We start from the raw sequence: 24,508 nt of genomic DNA on the forward strand, positions 1-24,508 counted from the left end.
TACAGTTGTGAAAATAAATATTGAACATATAGAAGAACGCATGTTCGACTATTACGAAGGTAATTTGTCAGAGCAGGAAAAAACGGATCTGTTGAATCTGATTCATCAACATCCCGAGTATGAGGTTGAGTTTACCCGTTGGGCTCAATCCTATGCGCATGTGGATCATTCAGAGCCTGATTATGGTTTAACTACACAGTTACTGAAGAAACCCGTTCTTTCTCCTTATTTAAATAAATATACAATTATCGTGTCGTTCATATTGCTGATAACAGGAACACTTGCTTACGTTTATACAGATGAAACGAAACAGGTGCAGGAGCAATCTATTCAAACGAATGAAACGATACAATCACAAAACACTGCTGTCGGGAAAGAACAATCCAATACAGTTATTTCAACAATAAAACCAGCAAAGATAAATCCTGTTAAAGCAAATGATGTTTCATCCGGCATTTTATTGCCTGATGCAATGATAAATCAACAAGTGCAGTCATCCGCATCTATAGCAGATACTACATCGTTGCAAACGATTAAAACAAATGAAACGATTGGTACGGTAAATGAAAAACAACAGGTTGATACGCTTGCTTCAAAGAGTACAGTTTCCAAGCCGAACACTGCAGCACAGGAAAAGAAAAAAGTGAAACATAAAACAAAAGTAACTCTTAAACCATCATCCGATTTTATACCAACGAATCCAAATTTTTAAGGGACTATGTGTAGGAGGTTCTTTTTATGTATTGGTTTATTTATTTCTTTGATTTATTTGTCAGAGGCGCAGACTCCTTTTGCTCAGGTTAATCAATTGCCCTTACAATTGAATCCATCCATGGCCGGTTCAAAAGAAAACAAGCGTGTAAGTTTTGGAATGAATGCATTGAACCAGGATCTATCAAAATATTCCAATCTAGCTGTTGGGTATGACCAGATGTCACGTAGATTAAGTTCAGGCATTGGGGCATATTTTCTATATCGGAATTTGAAGGATAATATGATGACAAGTGAGACACAAACGTATTTGCCGGATCAACTCTCTCAAAAGAAATATTTTAATGATCAGAAACAATATCTGGCTGGTTTTTGTATCGCGCCTAAATACACTATTAAATCTGCAAAGAGCCACTATAAACCGAAGTATACTTTTTCACCTTCTCTTTTTTTAGAAGTAGGTAAAACAACGAATTCAAGTATTCTGAATTTTAACGCAAAGAATTGTGGTGAAATAATATATTCTTCCGATCATCCGGATGGCATACAACTAAAGGATTCAATTATTTCAGATTATGTTCAATATAATTTCTCCAATAACATCATTCGTTCGGGTATTGGATTACAATTGAATTCCGGAAAGTTACTTTTACTATCGAAAATTTCATTTGAAAGAAGTGCTTACAATGAACACACAATAATAAGTACGTATTCGTACAACACAAAGACAGAGCAACAGTCTGAATCTGTTTCAGATGCGGTATTGTATTCGATAGAACCAAACATAAATTTTAGTTATTCATTCAGCAGAAGTGAACATGCTGCTTTTGTTTTTACTCCGATCGTAGGAGTGGGAATGAAACATTATTTCAATCTCAGTAAATCAACAGGCGATCAAAGCGGTGATGCATACCGGTTTCTTTTGAATAATTCTTCTGTTACACAATTATCGTATGTGCACATCTCTGCTAATGCACGATACGATAAAATGCTTTTTGGATTCGCTTATACGGAATATTTCAGCAGCACGTTTGAAGGCCTTACCCTGGGCTTTCAGAATGATTGGGTGAAAGTTATGGGTACTATGGGAAAAGGTATTATTGGAAAGGATCGTAATTATAAACTTTTCGAACTTACTACCGATATTTTAATTAGATAATTAGATCTACCCTGAAAAATACAATTGTTTTTTGTGGCAAGTCTTCTCGTAATATACAACTGAGGTACTTGTATATTATGAGAAGACCCCATCGGGGTCAAATATCTGTAGCATTGATTAGAATGAAAAGAACACGCACAATACCGAAGGTATTGTATTTTGACAGTATGATACCTTCGCTATCGCGCGTAGAATCTTTTATATGTTTTTTCTACAGATATTTGACCCCGATGGGGTCTTTCATGAACAATGCTTTCAATTAAATATAATCTATACTATTGATAGAATAATAATAGTATTTGTCAGGGTAGATATGTAAATAATAATTGCAATAAGGGAGAACAGAATTTTATGCCTACTGTTCATTATGGAGAATGTCATGTAATGCTTCCTCTAATTGCGGATGTTTAAATACATATCCCTTAGCTTGCAGTCGTTCCGGCAATACCCATCTGCTTTTTAATATTAATTCCGTTTCCGTACGAATAAGTACTGCACCAATGTTCAATAACCATTTGGGTGTTGATAGTCGGGGTCATATGTTTATAGAATATCAGATTTAAATAAAATACGCACAATACTGAAGGTATTCTTTCAAATAAAATACCTTCGATATTGTGCGTAAAAAAACTATTATGTATGAGCTATAAATATTCGATCCCGCAGGAGTCGTCCTGAGAAACAGTTTTAATTGATCTAATTTCTATTGTTTGTAAATAGTAAGTTTAGAAAAACGATAATATTTATCAGGCTAGGTTAAAAATGATTTATTTTAAAATTTCAATACCATTCCGCCCAACGAAAATCCCGCTGCAGTACCAATCAGCAGCATGTTTTTATGCTGAAGATCTATGTTTTTATTATTTAATATCCGTTCCAATCCCAATGGGATGGATGCTGAAATACAATTACCATATTCTTCCAGCGTATTGATGACTTGCTTTTCCTGCAGTGCATACTGTTCCATGAAATACATGTTTCCGTATTTACTGGATTGATGCGGAAAGATATAATCCATCTTCTGTAAAGGCATGTGAGACTGTGCTTCCAGACGTTCAATATAATTATTGAGATGTTTTTTGCTCAATTGTATCATCGGCCGACCTTCCATTTTAAAAAAGAAATCAGGGTCGCTGGTATCTTTATGCAGTGCTCTGTCTTCAACGCCGCCATATTTAATGCCTGCAAGCTCGGCACCGGAGGGATAAGTTAAAAACATTCCCGGTAAAGGAGTATACCCATTTCCTTTTTCAATAATGACAGCCACAGCTGCATCGCCAAATAAACCGTAGGTGCCCGGATCTTTTATATTCAAACAGTCTGAAGGAATTTCTGCCGATACTAATGCAATGCGGTTGTATCGACCTGATTGAATATACAGATGTGCAACATCCAAACCATTGACAAAACTCAAACAGGTTGAGTCAATATCAAAACATGGAAATGGATTGCTGTCGTCTGTTATCTGCGCTTTGATCAGACAGGCGTTGTGCGGGATCGGACGATCAAACGATGCACCCGTAAAAAGAAGCAGGTCAATGTCCGAAGGTTTCAATCCTGCCGTCTGTAGCGCTTTGTTTAAAGCCTGTGCAGCGGTTTTTGCAACCGTGTCTGTTTTATGTGCATGGTGCCGGAATTTAACGCCCGTGTTTTTTTCTATATACCCTTCTTTTAAACCGCAGCGTTTATCCAGTTCTGCAGATGCGATCCGTTCTCCGGGAAAGTAGGTACTGATTGCTCTAAATGTTATGTTCATCGAATGTGCGTTCAATTTTTCTGATCTTGTTTCCCTTTATAACAGGGATTGTGTTGAAATAGCTGAATGAAATGTTTCGTATAGAATACATTTCAAACAAGGATTCTATTGCTTGAGTAAAAAGGACCTTTGCTTCTTCATAAGCAGCTGATTCTATATAAATATGTAATTGATCCCATGCAGGCTGTACGATCTTGTAGGCTCTGAAATTATCTGTATACTGTGCGATTTTTCTGCAGATCAGATCCGGATATAATTTTATAAATTGATTCGTTACATGGAATAAAAGTATGTCGTCCGAACGTCCCTCTATCTTTTCAATCGTTGTAAATGCTGATCCACAGGCACAAGGTTCCTGCTTTTCGATCAATACATCGTTTAACTTATAACGTACAACCGGCTGTGTGGTTCGGGTGAAATCTGTAATAATGGGGTAGAAGCGATTGTGTGTTATGTATTCCTTTTCAATATAAACAATGTCTTCATTTAAATGAATGTTCCCATACCTGCAACTTACCCCCAAAAATCCTTCGGTACATTGATAGATCTGTTTGATTTGCTGACGGAATATTTTTTCGATATAAATTTTATCTGAATCGTATAACACTTCTGCAAATGAAATGATCTGATGGGGGTGAATGTTTATAACAGCATCCTCTTGTCGTTTGGCTAGATCTGCCAGCATAGAAGGTGGGGCTGCAAGAATATCGGGTTGGTATTGCTGTAGTTTAGCAGCTAACTGTTCGATGGGTTCAAAGATGTCGAAATATTCAAAAATAAAAAGAGAAGATTGTACGGAACTATACAGATTGCTGCTTGCGCGTAAAAAAAAAGCGATCTTTTGTTTTTTGAATAATTTAGGTTCTATAACACGACTCATTACCATCGCAACCCATTGTGCACGCTCATCTTCAGAGACAAGGAAAATGCCACGCTTACCGCTGGTACCTGTCGATAAACCAATCGTTACGTTGTTGATCTGCGGAGTAAAATTGCGGGATTGTTCTGCTTCTAATGCTATTTGCAATGCCTGTTCCTTATCAATGCCTAATGTATTGATCGTATTAAAATGTTCCATGAATTGTGATTTCTCAATCACAGAAATATGAGCTAGATCTTGCAACGTGTTGCTGTTGTAGGGACGATAGTACGGCGATTTTGTAAGTGTTTGTAAAGCAAAACGCTTAAATGATTTTTCCTGAAAAGACATCAAGGATTCCTTATCTGTGAATTTTCTTCTCAGTTTAAAAGTAATCCAATAGAAAATGATCTTTATCTTAAACATTATTTTCTATGAGTTGTAATGTCTCCGGACAATGTGTAAACAGAACTGTATAGTCCGGATGATTTGCCTCATACTTTTTTAGTGCTGTAAATGTATTTTTATATGCTTTCCATGAATCAAAGAATAGCTTCACAATTTTCATGGGTAAAATCCCTTTGTTGAAAGCCTCTTTACTCCATGCTGCATCCGTAGCATAAACAATCTTTTTGTCGGATAGGTTTACTTTAATTCCCTGCATACCTTTAGCGTGTCCTGGTAATTCTATCAATTCAAATACATCCTGGTCGAAAAATCTATGAAATAGCAATCCGGAATTTACATCTACATAAGAAGTTGAAATATTCTGCAACACAATAACTCTCGATTCAAAATCAGGAGGAATTAATTTTTTTATGATTCCTTTTTTTAAGGCAGAAAATCCGGATACGGATCGATATTCATCTAAGGAAGATTGATTGCAGATAAATTGAGCGTTCGGAAAATCTCTTAATGCGCAAACGTGATCGGCATGAAAATGTGATACAATAATGTAATGGATATCTTCGGGTTTGATTCCTTTTTCTTCTAACAGATATTTAGCAGTTTGTTCTTTTGGTATGTGCGCTGGCGTGGCCCAACGATACAGTATTTCGGGAAAGGATTGTGTTTCTTTCTGAAACAGTTCATTATAACCGCAATCAAAGAGTACAAGTCCCAACGAAGGATGTTTCAGCAAAGCCCATACAGCATAAAACCTGCTTGACTTCAATGCAGATGTGGGATCAATGATCTTTGCGTTTGCAGTACAGTATCCCGAAGCAAAAAGCTGAAATGTTATTTCTGTTTCCTGTACCATGTTATAAATTCGTTTATTGCCTCTTCGGTTGTTTGAACAGGTTTATAGTTTAAAGCAGTTCTTGCTTTATGGATATCCATCGTAATACTTTTGGCCAATACACCAATACCATATTTTGTGATGCTTGGTTCTTTTTTTGCATTGAATAACTTCGCCGTACCTTCAATGATAGATGCTATTGTTAAAACAAGTCCTGCAGATATTTTTTTAGTAATCGGTTTGTGTCCTAATTCCTTTAAAATATGATTGATGGTTGGCCATAATAAAACAGGATTTCCATCCGAGATATTATATGCTTGTCCCATCGCTGAATCGTCTGCGCGTATGCAACAGTGTACCGCTTCAATGACATTGCTTACCGCAGTTAAATCTCCCAGTGTTTTTCCATCACCAATAATTTTTAATCTTCCTTCTGTATACGCACGAATGATGCGTGGAAAGATCACGGTATCTTCTGCACCGATAATTGCCCGAGGTCTTAAGGCAACTGTTTTGATCTGTTCAGAATTTTTTTCAAGCACAAACTGTTCTGCCATTAGTTTTGTTGAAGCATAGGCATTGACAGATTTTTCCGGAGGTACATCGTTTTCGGAAATGTTGTATTTGTCTGTAAAATCAAAATAAATACTTGGTGTTGAAATGAAAATGAATTTACGTACACCATTTTGTATTGCCGCTGCCAATAGATTTTTTGTTGTGATCACATTGGCATCATAAAAATCATAATAGCTTCCCCAAACAGAAGACAAGGCTGCACAGTGCACAATAATATCCGCTTCTTTTGTTAGCTGCAAACAAAAATCACTATTCAACAGATCTCCTGATATAAATGTACAGCCAGCACTTTCAAGCTCCGTTTTTCTTTCTGTTCTGCGCGATGTTGCAATGACATCATACATACCTGATGCAGCAAGCTGTTTCACAAGTCTGCCGCCTAAAAAACCTGCAGCTCCGGTAATTATAATTTTTGTTTTTCTATTCACTACCAATATACTGTAAAGTTGAACGGTTCAACTGCTCTGTTTTCTTTGTTATACAACCATCGTTGGATTTCAACACCTACCACATCTGTTTCATCGGATACAAAACTAGGTTGTTTGAAATGCTGAAGATTCTTTTCCTGCAATTCAAGAATTACTTTATCCTGCTGAATGATTTTTTTAAAAATAGGTTTGGCAATCATCGTTGCAATGGGAGTAAATAAACCCAGATGCAGATAGATTCTTGCAAGATAAACGGTTTGAGTTTGTTGTGTACTTAAGATTCCTTCTATTCTGGCTACACGTATATTGGCATCGTTCCAATATTCAAGAACAGAAATATTTGGATGCATATATGTTGAAACTGCACGGAGATTTCTAAATCGTGCTGGAGTAAGAACCGTTAGCAAACCTTTTGGAGGCTCCGATTGATAGTGAACCGAGAAGCCGGTTTCAGAAGGTATAAGTGTAGCCTCTATTTTTTGTCGTGTTATTTTTTTTGAACGAACCAGGCCATCATGTACAAAATGTGTATGACTGCCTTCCAGAAAATTCTCAAGTGTATTTAATATACTTGCATGTATTTTTCCGTTTAATGTAAACGCAGGAAGTTCTTCAGACAACTCAGGTATCAGTGCAGTTGAATCTTTACTGATCCATATGATGCCATATTTTACAGCTACCTGTATTCTTTTTAGTTCACAATCAACAGCTGCATTTTTAACAGGCACATGTTTGTTCTTTCCATTTGCATTGAATTCCCAACCGTGGTATCTGCAGGTAAGTACGCCGTCCTTTACAAACCCTTTGGAAAGCGGTGCACCTCTGTGCGGACAAAAATCCTCGTATGCATGTATCGCATCTTTCGATTTTACAAGTACTACAGGTGTATCTATCAGCCATACCTTCACCGGACTGTCGGCAGTCAGCTGCTTTTCAAATAGTACCGGAATAAAATACGGATTAGAGTTCATACTTTTTTAATAAAGGCACACCAATAGAATTACTTGCAAATTTCAATAAGACAAATACACTTCTTCTGAACAGAGATAAGTGTTTTACATACACAGCGGAATATTCTATAGCAGGAATTCCGCCTCTTAAACGTTTAAATAAAGGAGCACCCGAACTTAAATTTAATGTTTTGTTTGCGTTTAATCTATACATATAAATTAATTGTATCGCATGAATGTATAAGGCATCTTCTTTAGGAGCACTCGTATCATAACCAACAAGGGGAGAGGTGATGGTGTCTCCCTGAGTGAAGAGTCCGCAAAAACTCCGTAATCTTCCTGTATGATCTTTATATCCTTGAAAATGAATCAGACCCAGTGTATAACTTTCAGTAAAGTATGTTAAGGTAAATTGGGGATTATGTTTCGAATATTTTTTAAGATATAATAAATTATATAGATGCAATGCTTCTTCCAGGTAGCCCCACATCTCTTCGTGTGATACATAGATCAGTCCTTTTTTTCGAATGATCCGCTGATCCTGATAATTGTTGTTGCGTTTCATAAAATCAGTGAACGGTTCGTTGTATATATATACCTGCCTGCTCGCTATCAATTTCATATTTGCATTCACACACGCTTTCAGTAGTTCTTTGTGTTGAATATCATTGATAGAGCGGAAGATGATTGCGTGTCCGGGAAGCTCTTTAACTAAAAATGCAAGTACTTCTCTGATGTGTGATCCCTTCCATTCAGGATATGGATTGGTAGAAAGCATAAAGTTGTTTACATGTACAACCTTGTTGATCTGTGTACTTTTTAAATAAATGCCAAAAGTTGAAATGAATAATTTAAGAATAAATCGAAGGATTTTATTCTGTATCTTTTGTTCAGCTTCTTCTTTTGCATACGTAACATAGGCTGTATAAGGAGAGCATACATAAGAATTGTCCCATTCGGCGTTGTTGATGGTTACAGGGAATACAAGAGAATGTTGAATCTGTATAAACCGTATTTCTGTATCAACGTTTTGGATGAGCGCACGACTTGTATGATTGCTAAAAAGTGCGGCAACACGTTTTAACAATGGATCTTTGATGGCTTCAGCTTTGATCCATTCAATTTTCATGACCGTCCCATTCTATGTCGCCTGTTGTTGCGCCCAGCCAGGTTTTATTATACTTGAATTTGATGTACGTTATCTCCAATAAACTTAAGGGTTGTAGTAGTCCCGGAAGTATGTCATTGTATTGTATAATTACATCGCTGGATCTGTGGAATTTTTTTGTGAACAGACTAAGTGGTTGGGTTAAAAGAATCGCTGCTTTAATTGAAAACGTTTTTGCTGACGTTAAGATAAAAGAGTCGTTTGTTAAAAAAGCAGGTGCCAATTTCTGATGCAACAGATGCGCTCCGGATGTGCCGCGGGGATTGCATTCCAGTACAAAAGCACCGTTCTCATTTACAATAAAATCGAAACACAATTGTCCTGTATAGTTGATCGCCGTTCCAAATGTTTGTATCTGTTCAAATAGATGCTCGTCGAAATAAGGTTCGAAGTAAATACTCGATCCTTTACCGATACGCATAAGCGGATGATAAGCAGCAAATGCTTTTAATACTCCATCGTTCCAGACGGTGTACACACAGATTTCTTTTCCATGAATGCGTTCTTGGGCGATCCACTTATCCGGCTGCGGAATCGTTCTTTTACAATATTCCTGATTCTTATTAATAATAACCGATGTTGCGAACCTCGAATAAATGGGTTTAAAAACATAGTCTTTGCTATTTGCCCAATCTGAAAATGTATCAACCGATATTGTTTTCGGAACACTAAAGTATGTGCTTGCCAGTTTTATAAAATCGTGTTTGTTATGCAGCTGATTCATTAAATTGAAATTTGCCGTCCATACGGTACAGGCAAATTCATTTTTATACATGCTTATGTAAAAAGCTTCTTCACAGGTTGGGATCAAATGCGTAACCTGTTCCTTCGAAATGATCTGTTTAAGTTCCAGTATGTATTTTGTAAGCTTTGTATTCGGAGCAGACAATCTATAGTACTTCTCAACGGAATTGCTCCAACGGGCCAGGGTCCATTTTAAAGAGTCTGCCATGATCACCCTGCATCCAAAAGCTGAAAAGGATCTTGCCATTTCAAGAGCAATAGGTGCTCGCGCTCCTAATATGAGAATTGTTTGCATAGAGTCGGTTAAACAGGTGCAATATAGTAGTTTTAATGGTAGGATGCAGAGAGGATGACTTTTATAGAAATTGGTTCCACATTAAGTCTTTTAATAGATTTTTATCGCAAGGTTCACAAAGATAAAAACGCAAAGATTGCAAAGAAATATGTGAATGCTGTTGTTGGTATTCCCGTCAGTTCTGCAGATTGAATATTGCACAGAAAACAACACGGGCTACCAACAACCTGTTGCTCTTATTAGTTAGTAGTACATGGTTTTTGGTGCTCTGCGCAAATGTGTTTCCTCTAACATCACATCTGTTCAGGGAGAAACATCAACAACAGCCCAAAGTTTCTAATTAAATTTTAATTGCGCCCCTAACGAAATCTTTGCGCTCTTTGCGGTTAAATTATATAAAACTTATTTATTCAAATACAGATACTACACAACTCAAATCCTCCGTTACCTCTTAGACAATTTTTTAACTATTTACCCCATAAACTACAACTAACATGAAAACCAAACAATTTTTGATTGGGCTAGGCTTCCTATTCTTTATTGGAAGCTGTGCCGAAAAAAAAGCAGAACAAACAAGTGCAGATTTAACTTGGGATGCAAATTCACAGAGCAGTCCTGGTTCTACCGCTGCTCGTGCCGAACCTGCTGCAGATAAAGATGAAGCGAATGGAAATGCGAATCCACCCGTCTCATCATCGGCAGCTGTTGAAACAAACAAAAATGATGGACGAAAATTTGTCCGAACGGCAGACCTCCTGTTTAAGGTGAAAAATGTTATTAAGGCTACATATAGTATAGAAGATATTGTCAGCCGTCATGGTGGTTTTGTAACACACACAAGTTTGAATAGTAATATTAACAGTGTAAATACGACAGCGATCAGTGCGGATTCATCTTTAGAAACGACGTATTTTACGGTTGTTAATTATATGACGATACGTGTGCCCAACACCAAACTGGACACAACCTTAAAAGATATTGCGAAACACATTGAATATTTAGATCATAGACTGATTAAAGCGGAGGATGTATCCTTGCAGATCCTGTCTAACGACTTAACTCAAAAGCGCAGTGCGAAAACTGAAAAGCGATTGGCGGATGCGATTGATAACAGGGGAAAGAAATTGGACGAAACTGTACAATCCGAAGAAATATTATCGAACAAGCAAGAACAAGCGGATAATGCAAAGATTGCAAACCTGACCTTGAACGATCAGATCAGTTTCAGTACGATAACACTCAATATGTATCAGCGTCAGGAGATCAAGCGCGAACTGATTTCAAATCACAAAAATATTGACGCGTATGAAGTTGGCTTCGGACATAAATTGATCGATGCATTAAGTTCCGGCTGGCACATCTTGGAAGTTGTAATTTTGTTTATACTGAATTTATGGGGATTGATCTTAGCGGCGGTTGCGGTGTTTTTCCTGTATCGATTTGCTGCGACTAAGTTGAAAAAATAATAATCTGAAAGTATATTTTTAATCGTCTATAGAAACAATTCTATAGACGATTTTTTGTTTGGTATGCGGAGAATAAGTGTTCTAATCTCCGCATAATTTGCGGAGATTAGATAATACAATATTTTCAAATGTCACAAAATCAGATATTTAGTATCATTTAAAATATTGACAATAAAAATTTTGTTAAAATATTTGACAATAAAAATTTTGTCATTATATTTGACTATAAATATTTTGTCAAATGAGAAACAGTTTAGGGAATCCTGCTAGAGGAGATGCATTCTTTCAACGGGATAAAATTATCAATAAAATTTATAGGGTTCTTGATACAGGAACGAGTATATATCTATCTGCTCCAAGGAGAGTTGGTAAGACTTCTATTCTAAAGAATTTAGAAGATTTTTCAAAGGATGGATATTGTTTTGTATATGTAATAACAGAATCTGTCTATGATGAGAATGAGTTCTTTAAAGTCCTTTTTGAAGGGCTTTTAAAAAGTGATGCTATAAAACAATTCTCCAAATTATCAACTAAGTTTAAAGAAGCAATTTCTTCAATAATAGGTAGAGTGAAGAGTATTGATGTAATAGAATTGCGAGAAGGAGAAGAGCCTGAATATTTTGAATTACTTAAAGACCTTTTTGAAAATATTACTGATGAGCATGGACGAGTAGTAATTATGGTCGATGAATTTCCACAAACTATTCAGAATATCTTTCAAACGTTAGGAAAGAGTAGCGCGGAAAATTTTATTTTAAAAAATAGAGAGTTAAGGCATCACAAAAATGTTCAGGAAAAAATAAATTTCATATACACTGGATCTGTCTCACTTATTCCGATGGTAGAAAAAGTTACAGCTTTAACATCAATAAATGATTTGAGAACGGTTGATGTTGAACCATTAAATGTGGTAGATGCAAAACTATTTTTAAATGACTTGTTATTGGAATATAAGATTACAATTAGTGATAAGGTTATTGATTACACATTAAATAAAATTGGTTGGTTAATTCCTTTTCATATACAGTTGATAGAACAAGAAATAATTGATGTTCACGAAACAACCGGAGAAGAAATAACGAATGATACGATTGATAAAGCATTCGAAAGAGTTGTTCACAGTAGAAATAAACCTCAATTTGAACCTTATTTTTCAAGACTAACAAAATTGTTTAAGGATAACGAATATGATTTTGTTATAGAGATATTAATGATTGTTGCGGAAAATGATAGTATAGAGAAGGCAATACTTTATGACAAAGGAATTAAGCATGGTTTAGGTGAGATAAAACAAATTTTAGATGTTCTAGAATCAGATGGCTATTTATTTCAAGTAGATAAAGCATATCGATATACTTCTCCAATTCTTCAACAATGGTGTAAAAAACATATTTGCAAATGAGTTACGAAAACAAAATATACAACCCTGCCTCACAAGATAAGAATCAGTTGATTGAACGATTTGTCGTGCGTACGAATGTGTTTGAAAAGATATTTAAGGATATTCGTACAGGTGAAATGAAGTATCCGGAACAGCATTATCTAATTCAAGGGCAGCGAGGAATGGGTAAAACTACTTTGTTACTAAGACTTAAATATGAGATAGAAAATACACCGGAATTAAACACCTGGCTCACGCCTGTTTTTTTTAATGAAGAATCCTACGATTTAACATCGCTTTCTAATTTATGGGAAAAACTTTTGAAGTACCTGGATGAGTTATGGGGAACTGGTGGTGCTTATTATGATAAGACGAATGATTTTGTAAGTAGACAAGATTATGAAAAAAAATGTTTTGAATGGTTACAACAAATATTGAATAAAGAGAATAAGAAGCTTATTATATTCTTTGATAATTTTGGTGAATTATTCCTGAATAATTTAAAAGAAAAAGAGCAACATCGTTTAAGAGAAATTCTGATGAATTCTTCAGATATACGAATTGTAGGTGCTTCTGCAATTGTATTGAATGATTTACATGATTACTCAAAACCTTTTTATGAATTTTTTAAAATAATGCCTTTAGAAGGTTTAAATAAAGAAGAAACATATAATCTCATTAGTAAACTTCAAGATAAATCAATTGATAAAATTGATTTAGAAAAAAGTAAAGCAAAAATTGAGACCTTAGCAATTTTAACAGGTGGTGTAATACGTACCATAATGCTTGTGTATGAAGTTATACTTGCAGATCAGGATGGGAGTGCATTAAAGGATTTGGAAAGTATTTTAGATCGGATTACTCCGTTATATAAACATCGAATGGAGGATCTGCCAGTTCAACAAAGAAGAATTGTAGATGTTATTGCGAAAAAATGGGATGCTATTAGCACAAAAGAAATCGCAGAAAATATTAGAGAAGATGGAGAACAAATTTCTACCAAAACTATTTCCGCGCAATTGCAACAACTTGAAAAAAATAATGTAATAGAGAAAAAGCAGACGAATACAAAGAATCATTTGTATCAAATGAAGGAACGGTTCTTTAATATTTGGTATTTGATGCGCCATGGAGATAGAAATGATAAATGTAAGGTTAAGTGGCTTACAAAATTTTTAGAAACATGGTATGCTGATGAATATGAAATGAAAAGTTTTATTAATAGACATATAAAGCATCTTCAATCGGGAAAATATTATAGTCAGTCGGCTATTTTGATTGTTGATGCATTGAGTAATTCAATACATATTGATTTCGAAAATCGTATAAAATTATTAGAAGAAACATTTAATATATTAAATGATGAGGACCGTAAATTATTGCCGTCAATTAATTCGCAAAAAGAGAGACAAGCATTCGGATTATATCAAGAGAGGAAATTTATTGATGCTATTAATATCTTAGAAACTATTGAGCAAAGCGAAGATAGTATTAATGAATTGTTGGCATTGTGTTATTTAGAAACAAATAATATTGACAAAGGATATAATATTATAATCAAAGTAAAAGATTCTAATATGAAAAAATTAATACTTGGAGATATTAATATATTTTGGGAGAAATATGACAAAGCAATTGAATATTTTTTAGCTGTATTAAATAATCCTCAATTTAAAAATAAAGGTGAAATTGCAAATAAAATTGGATTAATATATAAAAGAAAGAATGAATTTGAAAAAGCAATTCAATATTATTTAATTTCAATTAAAGAGGGAAATGTAAAATCTTATAATCAATTAATTGATCTATATGTAAATTTAGAGCAATTTGAATTGGCAGAAAAATATTGTTTTGAAGGTATTAATAGTGGCAATTTTGATTGTTACAAAGATTTAATAATGATTTATATATTTAATATACAAAGTTTTTCTAAGGCTGATTTTATTATAGAAAAAGAGCTAATGAATAATCCTAAAGATTTGGATTATCTATTTCTTAAGGGTATTAATTTATTTTTATATGATGATGATGTTAAAAAATCAGAGAGAATATTTATTGAAGCATATAAATTGGCAAATAAAAAGAATGCACCATTAAACCAATACTCTATTATAGGAAAGGCTATGTTAGCCGATATAAGTATTGAACGAAAGAATAAAATTAATGCATTGAAAGCTATTGAAGGTTTTGATTTTCAAGAAATAGGAGGATTAGGTTTAGTTATATTCTTATATATACATGTATGGGATGATCGGTTTGATGATACATTTGTTTTGATAAACCAACATGCTGAAGAAATATTCTTAAATGATGGAGAGTTAAATCATGATTATTTGAAAAAAATAATTTTATTGTTATTGGCCAAAAAACAATATCATTTTACTTATTCTCTTTTCGAAAATAAGAAAATAAATTTAAAAGAAAGGATGAAACCAATTTATTATGCATTAATGTTTTATATGCAAAAGGAATATCCAAATGAATATTTGAAAATGGGTGAAGAATTAAAGCAGCCTGTTGAAGATGTTCTTAAGGAAATTAAAAAAATGGCTATTGATTATAAATAAACTCATAAAAAAAGTGGTCAAACAGCATTGCACTGTCGACCACTTTTAATCTATACTAAACTTCTAATTAGTCTTATTAAGAAACGATTGCTTTCATTTCAGTCATCGCTTCACGTAATTCAGCACCAACAATTTCAATTGGGTGAGAACGTAACACTTCATTCACAGCGATCAATAATTGGTTGTCAACACCGTTGTCTTTACCAGCGTTGAAGTTTTTACCAATGATGTCTGTATCTACAGTCTTCATGAAGTCAGCCAACAAAGGCTTACAAGCGTGATCGAATAAATAACAGCCGTATTCAGCAGTATCAGAAATTACACGGTTCATTTCGAACAATTTCTTACGCGCGATTGTGTTTGCGATAAGTGGAGTTTCGTGTAATGATTCGTAGTAAGCAGATTCATCAATAATACCTGATTCAGTCATTGTTTCGAATGCCAATTCAACACCCGCACGAACCATAGCAACCATTAACAAACCATTGTCATAATATTCTTGCTCAGAGATTTTAACATCACCAGCTGGAGTTTTTTCAAACGCAGTCTCACCCGTTGCAGCTCTCCAGGTCAATAAGTTTTTATCGCCATTAGCCCAGTCTTCCATCATGATGCGAGAGAATTCACCGCTGATGATGTCATCCTGATGCTTTTGGAACAATGGACGCATAATGTCTTTCAAATCTTCAGATACGTTGAACGCCTTGATCTTAGCAGGGTTTGACAGACGATCCATCATACCGCTGATACCACCATGTTTCAACGATTCAGTGATCACTTCCCATCCATACTGGATCAATTTAGAAGCATATCCTTTATCGATACCTTTTTCAACCATTTTGTCGAAGCAAAGGATAGAACCTGTTTGCAACAAACCACAAAGGATTGTTTGCTCACCCATTAAATCCGATTTTACTTCAGCAACGAAAGAAGACTTCAATACACCAGCTCTATCGCCGCCTGTACCTACGCAATATGCTTTCGCATAATCCCAGCCTTTACCTTCAGGATCGTTTTCCGGGTGAACCGCGATCAATGTAGGAACACCGAAACCTCTTTTATATTCTTCACGAACTTCAGAACCTGGAGACTTAGGAGCAACCATGATTACCGTGATGTCCTTACGGATCTGCATACCTTCTTCAACGATGTTGAAACCGTGAGAGTAAGATAATGTAGAACCTTTTTTCATTAACGGCATAACAGCAGATACAACAGCAGTGTGTTGTTTATCCGGAGTAAGGTTGATCACAAGATCAGCAGAAGGAATTAATTCTTCGTACGTACCAACTTTGAAACCATTTTCAGATGCATTTAAAAAAGATTGTCTTTTAGATTCGATTGCTTCTTTACGTAACGTGTAAGAAACATCTAAACCTGAATCACGAAGATTTAAACCTTGGTTCAAACCTTGAGCACCACAACCTACGATTACAATTTTTTTACCTTTTAAAGCAGCAACGCCATCTGTGAATTCACTTCTATCCATGAATTCGCAAACACCTAACTGAGCTAATTTTTCTCTTAAAGAAAGAGTGTTGAAATAATTTGCCATTTTGTATGTACCTGTTTATGAATTACAATTTTACGATATCAAAATTGCATAAAATTCAGGTAAAAACATGGTTCTTTTTGTCTTTTTTAGGTAATATTTATGGATTGGTAATATTTATTTAATGCTTAATATTTGTAACTATCAGTAAATCAATAAATAAAAATGATTTCAATTCGGGTAATATTGTTGGCTTGAAATCATTGAAGTATGGGTTAAGTATGGCGATAGTATGAGGGGAAGTATGACTGAAGTATGAATAGTGTATGACATGTGTATAGAAGTACCCGATCATTAGTACGGGACATGTATCAGATATATAGGGAAACAATATGAGACAATGTAGCATGTACATAACCTCGGTTTTAGCTACAGATATTTGAAACAATAAATTAAATTGTATTATTACATATTCATAACGCTACGTATGATTTAAGAAACGAGTGCGAACGTATATACAAACGTTCACACTGGTACAACAGAAGACATTAACAATGAGCAAATACCTCTTATTCTTGATTTTATTTAACCTGGCACAAATTGGCTTTGCTCAAGACTCGACAAAATATCATACGCCCAAGAGGATTGTTTTTTCTCCGGCAATCACATACCAAAGACAATGGACAGGCGAATTTACATGATGTATGCAAACTATAATATGGGGCCATGCAACTATTCAGTATCCGGATTACGACTTGGTTCAGAGTTTGTTTTTAATGGGGCAAAGATAAATTTTGCACCTAAAATTGGATACGAATTATCTAGCATGCTGCTTTGTTTTCGAGTGTCAGAAATAAATTACCTGCATGACAAATCAGTTGATATAAGACTTTTGCCTGAGATTGGATTTGACTTTGTAACATTTGCAAACATTTGTTATGGATACAACATTCATATTGGAGGAGATAAATATAATGCTATATCAAATCATCGTGTGACGCTAACATTTAATTTATATGTTGATCCTAATAGGAAAAGAAAATAATATTAGTTGAAACCATATTTAAGATTAAGATATTTTTAACTACAAATCATATGCTGACACAATCATTCGCTTGTGTTTTCATTATAATAAAACATAAATTGAAATTATAACGAATATTTAAAATTATGCCAAACGATCTGCAAGAAGACCTGTATGAGATACTGATAACTGGTGCTGACAAGACGAAAGCCAGAGCTCATTTACTTTCTAAAGGCTATGATTCCGATGCTGTTGAAAGCGAATTGAATCAAATAGAATTTGCCAACGAAGAAAATAATTCATCAGAAGATTCCTCAAAAGGGACTAAAAGTTCTAAATCGAAAATAATATCTATTGGAATTTTACTGTTTGTTGTTTTGGTGTTGTTGAAGTTATTCTTCTTTAATCAATACAGAAAACAAACGTATGCTCTGATAAAGGTAAAGATCTGCAATACATCTAATGTTCCGGTGGTTGTTGAAACAAACATTTCAAAAGCATTGAACAGTCCTTATGTAAATGGAGGTTGTTTAAGTGCTGTTATTGGGGAGGAATTGCCGACAGATTATTTATACTCTCAACAATTCTATATTAAAATAACAGTAAATGGTAAATCGCAAACGTTCAGCAATGAAAACTTTGGCGCCATTACGAATATGCTTTCAAGAGCTCAGATAAATACGTCACCAGGCAAAGAAGGCTTTTTTAGTAATCAGGAAATACAATATGTGACCTATACAATTACTCCGGAAGACGTGGCTGAATGTAAATAGAAAAATGAACTACGAATACTCTGATACATATTGGGATGATTATAAACAATTTATTCAATTGTTTAAGGATGTTATGATGAGTAAATATTCGGATACCAGATCGATTCAAATGTATCACAGTCCCAATACAATAATTGAGGTTTGGGGTCAGGTAGTTGGAGCTGCAGAATATTATCCTTGGTCAATATATGATTGGTGGGATGATCTTTCAGTCAGAGATGCGGTGGAATTCATTCTTACGAATGAAAAGATTAAAAGCTTCGAGTACTTTTATGATAATTTTAAAAAGCAAATTGAAGATATTGATAATAAACTATTGAATATTTCATTTGAATTTTCTGTTCTGGCATTCCATAAGAATTGGTGGGAAAGAAGAATATTAAAATATGGTCAGGATGAATATAAAGCGAATGTTAGAGAGCTTTATGAAATTGATTTGGATACATATAAGAATGAATAAAATAATAATGGACATCCGTTCTTAAGTGTTGTCTAAACACAGTAGAAGTAATGCGTACATCGACTATGATTTTTTTTCAAATAGCCCAACAACTCCAATAACAATTAATGCAGGCAGAATCAAGGTTAGTAGTGTGAATAAAAAGGTGAATTTGTTGGTATATGTTAATATGGCTTCAGATGTAATATAGCTGGTAAATAAATTATACCAGAACACAGCAGGTTGCATACCTTTGAATATACAGAAGTATGTTAAAATTGTAGCACCAAATGTATAAGCGCCCATTGCAATTCGGATAGATGAGATCGTTTTTTTGCTAATCATAATTTATAGAATAAAGAAATCTCTGCTGTTTTTATGCGAAGGTCTTTGGCTGCATTGTATTAAATAAAAATACAAAAGTAATGTATTTCATAAGAGCTGTATTATTGAATAGGATGAATTATAATTCACTTTTTATCTGCTCCTGAATTGCATTGCCTGCCTCACGGTTATTTTGTGTCGAACGATCTGAAAAAGAGATCAACATCTTTCCTATGAAAACATCATCATAAGATTGTTTTAGCGTAACGGTGTTTTGTATCGGGATTTGAAAAACCAGATCCCGCAAACTGTAATCGTCTTTGTGATTTAAAGAACGGCTGTTCATATGATTCACCTGCTCTAACCTAATTACATCCTGTGTAAGATTTATTTTGCTGTAATTTCCCGGCCAATAGCTATCTCCAGAATGCATGTTTATTCCATGTTGAGAAATACGATCAGCAGTAGCGAGGGAAGTTGTTATTTCGTCCGATAAGTATTTATCTGTTTTTTGTGGTGCCGCAAATGAAACGTTGTGTAGTAAAACATTTGATTTTATTTCTTCTGTTAACGGAAAAATATTGATCTTGTCCGTATGAAAAATTTCAGCGAAAACGATTTTGTTATTTTCAATCCTAAATACAATTTGAATGTGAAGGCTTTTGTCCGTGCTGTCTTTTGCTCCTCTGAATAATTTTAAAGTGATAAATGTATAGCTTAGACTAGCACTGTAAGAGTATTCATACTGTGGCTGTTGTTTCGCTTCCAATCCCTGTAATTGAATCAGATACTCTTGATAGGGTTGTAATATGTGTACGATCTCGAGTGCTGTCATATGAAAAATGTGTGAGGATATTTATAACAACCCAAATTGTTTAAAGTGATGGTCAAGATGTTTTGTATGTAAAACAACCCACTCTGCATACGTGAGGTTTCCCATACGCGGGTGACTGGTTTGGGCCTCAGGATTATTTCTAAAGTAAGTATGAAACGTTTCTATTTCGTTGTATAAAAATTCTTTTGCATCAGCCAATGTTGTATGTATCAATGGCGGAGGAAGTTCTCCCATTGTTGCTGTTTTAAGGCCTTGAGGCATTTCTGCATCTGTATAGATCATGAATTGTTTGACACCGTTTGCTTTCTCCGCATCTTTAGGTGCGGCCCATTGTTTTTGATTGGAAGAAGTTTGAAACGTTACCGTAATATGCTCGATCATTTCCTGAGGTTTCAGATTGCCAAATTGCCCTGGGGTTTCATTTGTTAACTTCTCAAGAAGGGGTATTAATTGTTCACGGTTTAATTGCATATCGTTAGTTGGTTTACGCGCTGGCGCAAGCATTCGCTTGTGCCTTGTCTCTGCATCCAGTTGGGGCTACCTTCTTCTGGTTCATCTTAGGTTATGGAATGTGTATGATTTTTTTATTCATATAGATGGTTGAATAAATCATAAATAATAATGTGGCAAAATTACAAATGATTAAAGAATATTTTAATTCATTTGTGATTTCTTGTAAATGATAATATGAAGTATAAAAGAATAGGGACATATTTACAATACAAACAAGTATAATAAATAAGATGTCTTTTTTGTTTGAAAAACGCCTTATTAAATTAAGGACGAATGTTGTAATAAAACTTAAAATGAAATCTATAAATAAAATCATAGAAAAAATTACTGCTTCATTATTGCCATCGGCAACAATTCTTAATCCTAATATTTGAATGAAAAATAAACCAATACTCAATCCAATAAATCTAATCATGTTTTTAGATATTTATCTCAGTTTTCTGGCTGGTTAGTTTATATTCACTTCGTTTGGAATTTGTCTTTTGTTATTTGGAATTTCTAACAGCGTCTACCAATCCGTTTTCCTACGGTTCGCCTTAATATCCTTATGGATCTTCTTCGACTCAAGACGTTTGTTCACAGATGAAAAAGTAGGCTTCGAAGCCTTGCGTGGTTTATTCTCTTTGAAACAAAAAGCAATGATGATGCTGATCTTATCGATCGCAGTTTTTTTATTCTGCAATTGGCTTCTGCTTGTATCACAGGTCACACGGATCTCTCCATCGTTATCGATCTTTGATGCAAGCTTTTCTACTATACGGCTACGTGCTTCTTCTGAAAGAACGGTAGAAGACGACGGCGACCAGTAAATTTCAACCTTCGTACTAACCTTGTTTACATTCTGTCCGCCTTTACCTCCGGATAAAGAGGTCTGAAAGCGGGCTTCCTGAATGATACCGGACTCTTTCCAGTAATCCGGATTGCTATATCGTGGAGGGAACATCATAATTAATGTGCTTCTTGCGCAAATAATTTTTCACCTGCAAGGATGGGTACATTCAATTTATTTTCTGCTGGCGGAACAGGGCAGGTGTATTGATAATTATAAACACAAAATGGATTGTATGCATAATTGAAATCGATGATAATGGATTTATTATTTTTCAATTCAACATCCAGGTATCTTCCGCCTGCATAGGTATCTGTGCCGTTGGTCACATCGTAGAACGGAATGAAGAGGATGGGCTTGTTTTGATAATCGTCGGGATGCTTGTACATCATCAAGGTTTGCATCTTCCCATCGATTTTAAAGCTTGCTTTTGCAAACGCCGTATAAAACGAACGTTTTCCATCGGTGCGGGGCATACTGATCAATTGACTGTCGTTCGTAAATTCAACAAACGCATTTACACGGTATTTTTCTGAATAGTCGAAGTAAATCAGTCCGCCAAAATTGTCTTTGTCTTTGATGGGAGACTTGATCGACTTTCGAAAATTCTCGTCTTTTTGTTCTCGGTATTTACGGTTGATCTCCGCATGTGTATCCACATTGATACTGGATAAGATCAAACTGCCTACAATGCAAAGCGCACATAGCACAAATATGATCCGTAAAATCTGTTTCCGTTTTAAACTGTTATATTTTTCCTTCATCTGCAAAACTGTACCAGGTGTGATTGCATATAATTACGTGATCTAAAACAGGAATTTCTAAAAACCTTCCTGCTTCACACAATTTTTTTGTCAGGCTGCAATCTGCATCACTTGGTTTTTTATTCCCCGACGGGTGGTTATGTACTAAGATAATAGAAGAAGCAAGATTTTCCAATGCATATTTATAAATGAGCTTTGGATCTGCTATTGTACCCGATACCCCACCCGTACTTATACGGATTTTCTTTTCAATTCGATTCGCCCTGTTTAACAGTAAGATCCAGAATTCTTCATAGGGAAGATCTGCCAGATCACCTTGAATGTAATTGTACACATCTTCAGAAGATTTTACCTGAGGTTTGATCTCTACTTCCGACACTTTTCTTCTTCGTCCTAATTCCAAGGCACTTACAAGCGTGATTGCTTTTGCTTCGCCAATGCCTTTAAATTTTTGCAGGTCTTTAACACTTTGTTTGGCAAGCGAATGTAAATTCTGATTGTTGTCCTGCATGATCTGTTTCGCAAGATCAACGGCGCTGAGATTTGTTGTTCCTGAACCCAAAAGAATGGCGATCAGTTCTGCATCGCTGAGTGCTGAAATACCTTTTAATAAAAGTTTTTCACGCGGACGGTCTTCTTCAGCCCAGGAAAGGATCCGGTTGGGTAATGTTGTGTAAGGTTCCATAATTAGTTGTCAGTGGACAGTTGTCAGAAATAAAAAGCGTGTTGTTGAAAAATTTGGTTGTATATAATAAATCTTAAGAAAGGACTTTTATCAGAGTGTTGTTTTTATTTTGAGTGAAACCGTTTTTAAGATACAAGCCGATTGCATGTTCATTAGAAGGAGATACTTCCAGGGCAAACGTGTTGATGTTGGGGAATTTCAATTCAAGCATATTTAAAAATTGATTTCCTATTCCTTGATTCCGGAAAGCAGGTTTAATGTATAATTCATCTATGAATACAATGATGCCGCCGTATTCATTGCTCCAGTAATTGATCAGGATGCTGTAACCTACCAATATATCATTCAGGTAAATGCATCGAAAAGAACCGTGATCCGGATGGGAGATCAGATGCTGGATCGTTTTATTGATGTTTTCGATTGAGATAACATGATTGTTATCGTATTCTTCATAAAAATGAAAAACCATTTTGTGAATTTCCTCTATCTGGTAGTGTGCCGAAAAGTCAACAGGTTTCAATTCAATTGCCATAGCCGAATCTTAAAAATGATGCGACAATATACAGTCAATTTTATAAAAAAGAAATGGACGGATTTAATTATTGCATTAAAAATAACAAAGGTGTACTTCCATTGAAGTACACCTTTGTGAAATGGGTATTAGAATTTAATGATTTTTGTAGTGAATACTTCGTTTTCGGTATGAATGATCACAGAGTACATACCTGAAGCTAAAGATTCTCCTAAGGTGATTTCCGTTGCGTTGATGTTTTCTCTCTGGTCGATCAAAGCACCAGCTGCACTAACAATTGTTATAGATTTGATCGTACCCAGATTTTCGAGTTTGATTGTAGTACTTGANTGGAATGGCTGAGGAGAAACNGAAATGTTTANGCTTGTTCCGTTTTTCGTAGCAGTAGTAANNCAAGGTGTATTTCCTGTNGTACCGCCTACACAAACAGAGCAATTATCTAAGTATGCTGTGCCGTTTGGAACACCTGCACAATCCAGGCAAGATGTTTCACTCTTTCCGCAGCCGCAATTTCCGGCAGCTATTTTTGCAGGGTCGTTCGGACAAGCATCACCTGCTACTGAAACATAACCTGTCGGTTGTGTACATGAACTTGTTGTTACACTTGGATCACCTTTGCCATCGCCATCCAGATCCTGATACCAAGTGATGGATGCAGTAACGGTTATTGTTGTACCTGTAGAAGTTGCAGAGCAGCTGTTGTTGTTGGTTACTTTAACGGTATATGTTCCTGCAGCCGTTGCTGTGTAGGTAGCATTTGTTGCGCTAGCAATTGTACCTGTTGCATTCGACCATTGATAGGTTAAACCAGTTCCTGTGTTAGCAGAAAGAATTACTGAACCACCAGTACAGAATGATGTAGCAGGAGCGTTGATCGTTGCTGTTGGCAATGCATTTACAGTGATTGTTGTTGGAGTAGAAGTCGCAGAACATGAACCGTTATTTACAGTTACGGTATATGCTCCGGCAGCCGTTGCTGTGTAGGTAGCATTTGTTGC

At 35.2% G+C, this 24,508-nt stretch carries 25 protein-coding genes; 8 read left to right on the forward strand and 17 right to left on the reverse strand.

The genetic code is table 11. The annotated features are described in order from the left end of the window. Positions 1–7: 7 nt before the first annotated feature. Together A3EE_RS0109535 and A3EE_RS0109540 are read left to right on the forward strand one after the other, a co-directional pair. Complete coding sequence (locus tag A3EE_RS0109535; RefSeq protein ID WP_026209707.1) at positions 8–712, forward strand: hypothetical protein; 705 nt, start codon at positions 8–10, stop codon at positions 710–712. A 48-nt stretch (positions 713–760) separates the two neighbouring features. Then, a complete protein-coding gene (locus A3EE_RS0109540) occupies positions 761–1,870 on the forward strand; it encodes a hypothetical protein (protein WP_157446963.1) in 1,110 nt (369 codons plus the stop codon). A 355-nt stretch (positions 1,871–2,225) separates the two neighbouring features. Here the strand turns inward: A3EE_RS0109540 and A3EE_RS21640 are convergent, their stop codons facing one another. The 8 genes from A3EE_RS21640 to A3EE_RS0109580 all read right to left on the reverse strand — a co-directional run bounded on the left by A3EE_RS21640 (position 2,226) and on the right by A3EE_RS0109580 (position 9,886). After that, positions 2,226–2,336, reverse strand: a complete 111-nt coding sequence (locus A3EE_RS21640) for a DUF1731 domain-containing protein (protein ID WP_245553827.1) — start codon at positions 2,334–2,336, stop codon at positions 2,226–2,228. A gap of 306 nt (positions 2,337–2,642) precedes the next feature. Then, complete coding sequence (locus A3EE_RS0109550) at positions 2,643–3,626, reverse strand: 3-oxoacyl-ACP synthase III family protein (RefSeq protein ID WP_018343219.1); 984 nt, start codon at positions 3,624–3,626, stop codon at positions 2,643–2,645. Next, positions 3,610–4,911 (reverse strand): F390 synthetase-related protein, encoded by a 1,302-nt coding sequence (locus A3EE_RS0109555; protein ID WP_018343220.1) that lies wholly within the window; start codon positions 4,909–4,911, stop codon positions 3,610–3,612. Before A3EE_RS0109555 ends, A3EE_RS0109550 begins: the two co-directional genes overlap by 17 nt. After that, positions 4,904–5,746: an MBL fold metallo-hydrolase gene (locus tag A3EE_RS20345; RefSeq protein ID WP_018343221.1), complete on the reverse strand. Its 843-nt coding sequence runs from the start codon at positions 5,744–5,746 to the stop codon at positions 4,904–4,906. Before A3EE_RS20345 ends, A3EE_RS0109555 begins: the two co-directional genes overlap by 8 nt. Then, the gene (locus tag A3EE_RS0109565) at positions 5,725–6,729 is read right to left on the reverse strand and encodes an NAD-dependent epimerase/dehydratase family protein (protein WP_018343222.1); all 1,005 of its coding nucleotides are present in this window, start codon (positions 6,727–6,729) and stop codon (positions 5,725–5,727) included. Before A3EE_RS0109565 ends, A3EE_RS20345 begins: the two co-directional genes overlap by 22 nt. Then, positions 6,729–7,700 carry an aromatic ring-hydroxylating oxygenase subunit alpha gene (locus A3EE_RS0109570; protein ID WP_018343223.1) on the reverse strand — a complete coding sequence of 324 codons (972 nt, stop codon included), beginning with the start codon at positions 7,698–7,700 and terminating at the stop codon, positions 6,729–6,731. The genes A3EE_RS0109565 and A3EE_RS0109570 overlap by 1 nt, the downstream gene beginning before the upstream one ends. Then, positions 7,690–8,808 (reverse strand): hypothetical protein, encoded by a 1,119-nt coding sequence (locus A3EE_RS0109575; protein WP_018343224.1) that lies wholly within the window; start codon positions 8,806–8,808, stop codon positions 7,690–7,692. The genes A3EE_RS0109570 and A3EE_RS0109575 overlap by 11 nt, the downstream gene beginning before the upstream one ends. Next, a complete protein-coding gene (locus A3EE_RS0109580; protein ID WP_083921263.1) occupies positions 8,798–9,886 on the reverse strand; it encodes an ATP-grasp domain-containing protein in 1,089 nt (362 codons plus the stop codon). The genes A3EE_RS0109575 and A3EE_RS0109580 overlap by 11 nt, the downstream gene beginning before the upstream one ends. 494 nt (positions 9,887–10,380) lie before the next feature. Between A3EE_RS0109580 and A3EE_RS20350 the strand changes: the two genes are divergently transcribed. The 3 genes from A3EE_RS20350 (at position 10,381) to A3EE_RS0109605 (ending at position 15,300) form a co-directional block, all read left to right on the forward strand. Further along, complete coding sequence (locus A3EE_RS20350) at positions 10,381–11,352, forward strand: DUF4349 domain-containing protein (RefSeq protein WP_018343228.1); 972 nt, start codon at positions 10,381–10,383, stop codon at positions 11,350–11,352. Between the two features lie 241 nt (positions 11,353–11,593). Then, positions 11,594–12,754, forward strand: a complete 1,161-nt coding sequence (locus A3EE_RS0109600) for an AAA family ATPase (RefSeq protein ID WP_018343229.1) — start codon at positions 11,594–11,596, stop codon at positions 12,752–12,754. Further along, positions 12,751–15,300 (forward strand): winged-helix domain-containing protein, encoded by a 2,550-nt coding sequence (locus A3EE_RS0109605; RefSeq protein WP_018343230.1) that lies wholly within the window; start codon positions 12,751–12,753, stop codon positions 15,298–15,300. The genes A3EE_RS0109600 and A3EE_RS0109605 overlap by 4 nt, the downstream gene beginning before the upstream one ends. Before the next feature lie 76 nt (positions 15,301–15,376). Here A3EE_RS0109605 and ilvC read toward each other — a convergent pair whose 3' ends face one another. Continuing rightward, the gene (ilvC, locus tag A3EE_RS0109610; RefSeq protein ID WP_018343231.1) at positions 15,377–16,855 is read right to left on the reverse strand and encodes a ketol-acid reductoisomerase; all 1,479 of its coding nucleotides are present in this window, start codon (positions 16,853–16,855) and stop codon (positions 15,377–15,379) included. 634 nt (positions 16,856–17,489) lie between these two features. Between ilvC and A3EE_RS0109615 the strand changes: the two genes are divergently transcribed. The 3 genes from A3EE_RS0109615 to A3EE_RS0109625 all read left to right on the forward strand — a co-directional run bounded on the left by A3EE_RS0109615 (position 17,490) and on the right by A3EE_RS0109625 (position 19,049). Further along, entirely contained in the window at positions 17,490–17,837 is a 348-nt protein-coding gene (locus tag A3EE_RS0109615) for a hypothetical protein (protein WP_157446964.1), read from the forward strand. A gap of 125 nt (positions 17,838–17,962) precedes the next feature. Beyond that, the gene (locus A3EE_RS0109620) at positions 17,963–18,589 is read left to right on the forward strand and encodes a hypothetical protein (RefSeq protein ID WP_018343233.1); all 627 of its coding nucleotides are present in this window, start codon (positions 17,963–17,965) and stop codon (positions 18,587–18,589) included. Positions 18,590–18,593: 4 nt separating this feature from the next. Then, positions 18,594–19,049 carry a hypothetical protein gene (locus A3EE_RS0109625; RefSeq protein ID WP_018343234.1) on the forward strand — a complete coding sequence of 152 codons (456 nt, stop codon included), beginning with the start codon at positions 18,594–18,596 and terminating at the stop codon, positions 19,047–19,049. A gap of 63 nt (positions 19,050–19,112) precedes the next feature. On the opposite strand, the gene A3EE_RS0109630 is transcribed toward A3EE_RS0109625, so the two are convergent. The 8 genes from A3EE_RS0109630 to A3EE_RS0109670 form a co-directional block, all read right to left on the reverse strand. Continuing rightward, entirely contained in the window at positions 19,113–19,373 is a 261-nt protein-coding gene (locus A3EE_RS0109630; protein WP_018343235.1) for a hypothetical protein, read from the reverse strand. 118 nt (positions 19,374–19,491) lie between these two features. Continuing rightward, positions 19,492–20,187 (reverse strand): hypothetical protein, encoded by a 696-nt coding sequence (locus tag A3EE_RS0109635; protein ID WP_018343236.1) that lies wholly within the window; start codon positions 20,185–20,187, stop codon positions 19,492–19,494. 21 nt (positions 20,188–20,208) lie between these two features. Continuing rightward, a complete protein-coding gene (locus A3EE_RS0109640; RefSeq protein WP_018343237.1) occupies positions 20,209–20,658 on the reverse strand; it encodes a DUF1569 domain-containing protein in 450 nt (149 codons plus the stop codon). Positions 20,659–21,208: 550 nt separating this feature from the next. Then, the gene (gene arfB / locus A3EE_RS0109650; protein WP_245553826.1) at positions 21,209–21,646 is read right to left on the reverse strand and encodes an alternative ribosome rescue aminoacyl-tRNA hydrolase ArfB; all 438 of its coding nucleotides are present in this window, start codon (positions 21,644–21,646) and stop codon (positions 21,209–21,211) included. A 2-nt stretch (positions 21,647–21,648) separates the two neighbouring features. Continuing rightward, on the reverse strand, positions 21,649–22,293 hold the full coding sequence (locus A3EE_RS0109655) for a DUF1684 domain-containing protein (protein WP_018343240.1): 645 nt from the start codon (positions 22,291–22,293) through the stop codon (positions 21,649–21,651). After that, positions 22,277–22,978, reverse strand: coding sequence for a RadC family protein (gene radC / locus A3EE_RS0109660; RefSeq protein WP_018343241.1), 702 nt, complete (start codon positions 22,976–22,978; stop codon positions 22,277–22,279). The genes A3EE_RS0109655 and radC overlap by 17 nt, the downstream gene beginning before the upstream one ends. Before the next feature lie 73 nt (positions 22,979–23,051). After that, a complete protein-coding gene (locus A3EE_RS21335; protein ID WP_018343242.1) occupies positions 23,052–23,510 on the reverse strand; it encodes a GNAT family N-acetyltransferase in 459 nt (152 codons plus the stop codon). Positions 23,511–23,638: 128 nt separating this feature from the next. Further along, the gene (locus tag A3EE_RS0109670; RefSeq protein WP_425386823.1) at positions 23,639–24,400 is read right to left on the reverse strand and encodes a T9SS type A sorting domain-containing protein; all 762 of its coding nucleotides are present in this window, start codon (positions 24,398–24,400) and stop codon (positions 23,639–23,641) included. Positions 24,401–24,508 lie beyond the last annotated feature (108 nt).

Origin of the sequence: Cytophaga aurantiaca DSM 3654, assembly GCF_000379725.1 — a bacterium.
In the GTDB taxonomy this organism is placed as follows: Bacteria; Bacteroidota; Bacteroidia; order Cytophagales; family Cytophagaceae; genus Cytophaga; species Cytophaga aurantiaca.

Excerpts from the sequence above, each read along its gene's own strand:
- radC (WP_018343241.1), bottom strand. The coding sequence starts at position 22,978 with ATGGAACCTTACACAACATTACCCAACCGGATCCTTTCCTGGGCTGAA.
- A3EE_RS0109555 (WP_018343220.1), bottom strand. The coding sequence starts at position 4,911 with ATGTTTAAGATAAAGATCATTTTCTATTGGATTACTTTTAAACTGAGA.
- A3EE_RS0109550 (WP_018343219.1), bottom strand. The coding sequence starts at position 3,626 with ATGAACATAACATTTAGAGCAATCAGTACCTACTTTCCCGGAGAACGG.
- A3EE_RS20345 (WP_018343221.1), bottom strand. The coding sequence starts at position 5,746 with ATGGTACAGGAAACAGAAATAACATTTCAGCTTTTTGCTTCGGGATAC.
- A3EE_RS0109630 (WP_018343235.1), bottom strand. The coding sequence starts at position 19,373 with ATGATTAGCAAAAAAACGATCTCATCTATCCGAATTGCAATGGGCGCT.
- A3EE_RS0109635 (WP_018343236.1), bottom strand. The coding sequence starts at position 20,187 with ATGACAGCACTCGAGATCGTACACATATTACAACCCTATCAAGAGTAT.
- A3EE_RS0109580 (WP_083921263.1), bottom strand. The coding sequence starts at position 9,886 with ATGCAAACAATTCTCATATTAGGAGCGCGAGCACCTATTGCTCTTGAA.
- arfB (WP_245553826.1), bottom strand. The coding sequence starts at position 21,646 with ATGATGTTCCCTCCACGATATAGCAATCCGGATTACTGGAAAGAGTCC.
- A3EE_RS0109605 (WP_018343230.1), top strand. The coding sequence starts at position 12,751 with ATGAGTTACGAAAACAAAATATACAACCCTGCCTCACAAGATAAGAAT.
- A3EE_RS0109570 (WP_018343223.1), bottom strand. The coding sequence starts at position 7,700 with ATGAACTCTAATCCGTATTTTATTCCGGTACTATTTGAAAAGCAGCTG.
- A3EE_RS0109640 (WP_018343237.1), bottom strand. The coding sequence starts at position 20,658 with ATGCAATTAAACCGTGAACAATTAATACCCCTTCTTGAGAAGTTAACA.
- ilvC (WP_018343231.1), bottom strand. The coding sequence starts at position 16,855 with ATGGCAAATTATTTCAACACTCTTTCTTTAAGAGAAAAATTAGCTCAG.
- A3EE_RS0109620 (WP_018343233.1), top strand. The coding sequence starts at position 17,963 with ATGCCAAACGATCTGCAAGAAGACCTGTATGAGATACTGATAACTGGT.
- A3EE_RS20350 (WP_018343228.1), top strand. The coding sequence starts at position 10,381 with ATGAAAACCAAACAATTTTTGATTGGGCTAGGCTTCCTATTCTTTATT.
- A3EE_RS0109625 (WP_018343234.1), top strand. The coding sequence starts at position 18,594 with ATGAACTACGAATACTCTGATACATATTGGGATGATTATAAACAATTT.
- A3EE_RS0109600 (WP_018343229.1), top strand. The coding sequence starts at position 11,594 with ATGAGAAACAGTTTAGGGAATCCTGCTAGAGGAGATGCATTCTTTCAA.
- A3EE_RS0109615 (WP_157446964.1), top strand. The coding sequence starts at position 17,490 with ATGATGTATGCAAACTATAATATGGGGCCATGCAACTATTCAGTATCC.
- A3EE_RS0109655 (WP_018343240.1), bottom strand. The coding sequence starts at position 22,293 with ATGAAGGAAAAATATAACAGTTTAAAACGGAAACAGATTTTACGGATC.
- A3EE_RS21335 (WP_018343242.1), bottom strand. The coding sequence starts at position 23,510 with ATGGCAATTGAATTGAAACCTGTTGACTTTTCGGCACACTACCAGATA.
- A3EE_RS0109575 (WP_018343224.1), bottom strand. The coding sequence starts at position 8,808 with ATGAAAATTGAATGGATCAAAGCTGAAGCCATCAAAGATCCATTGTTA.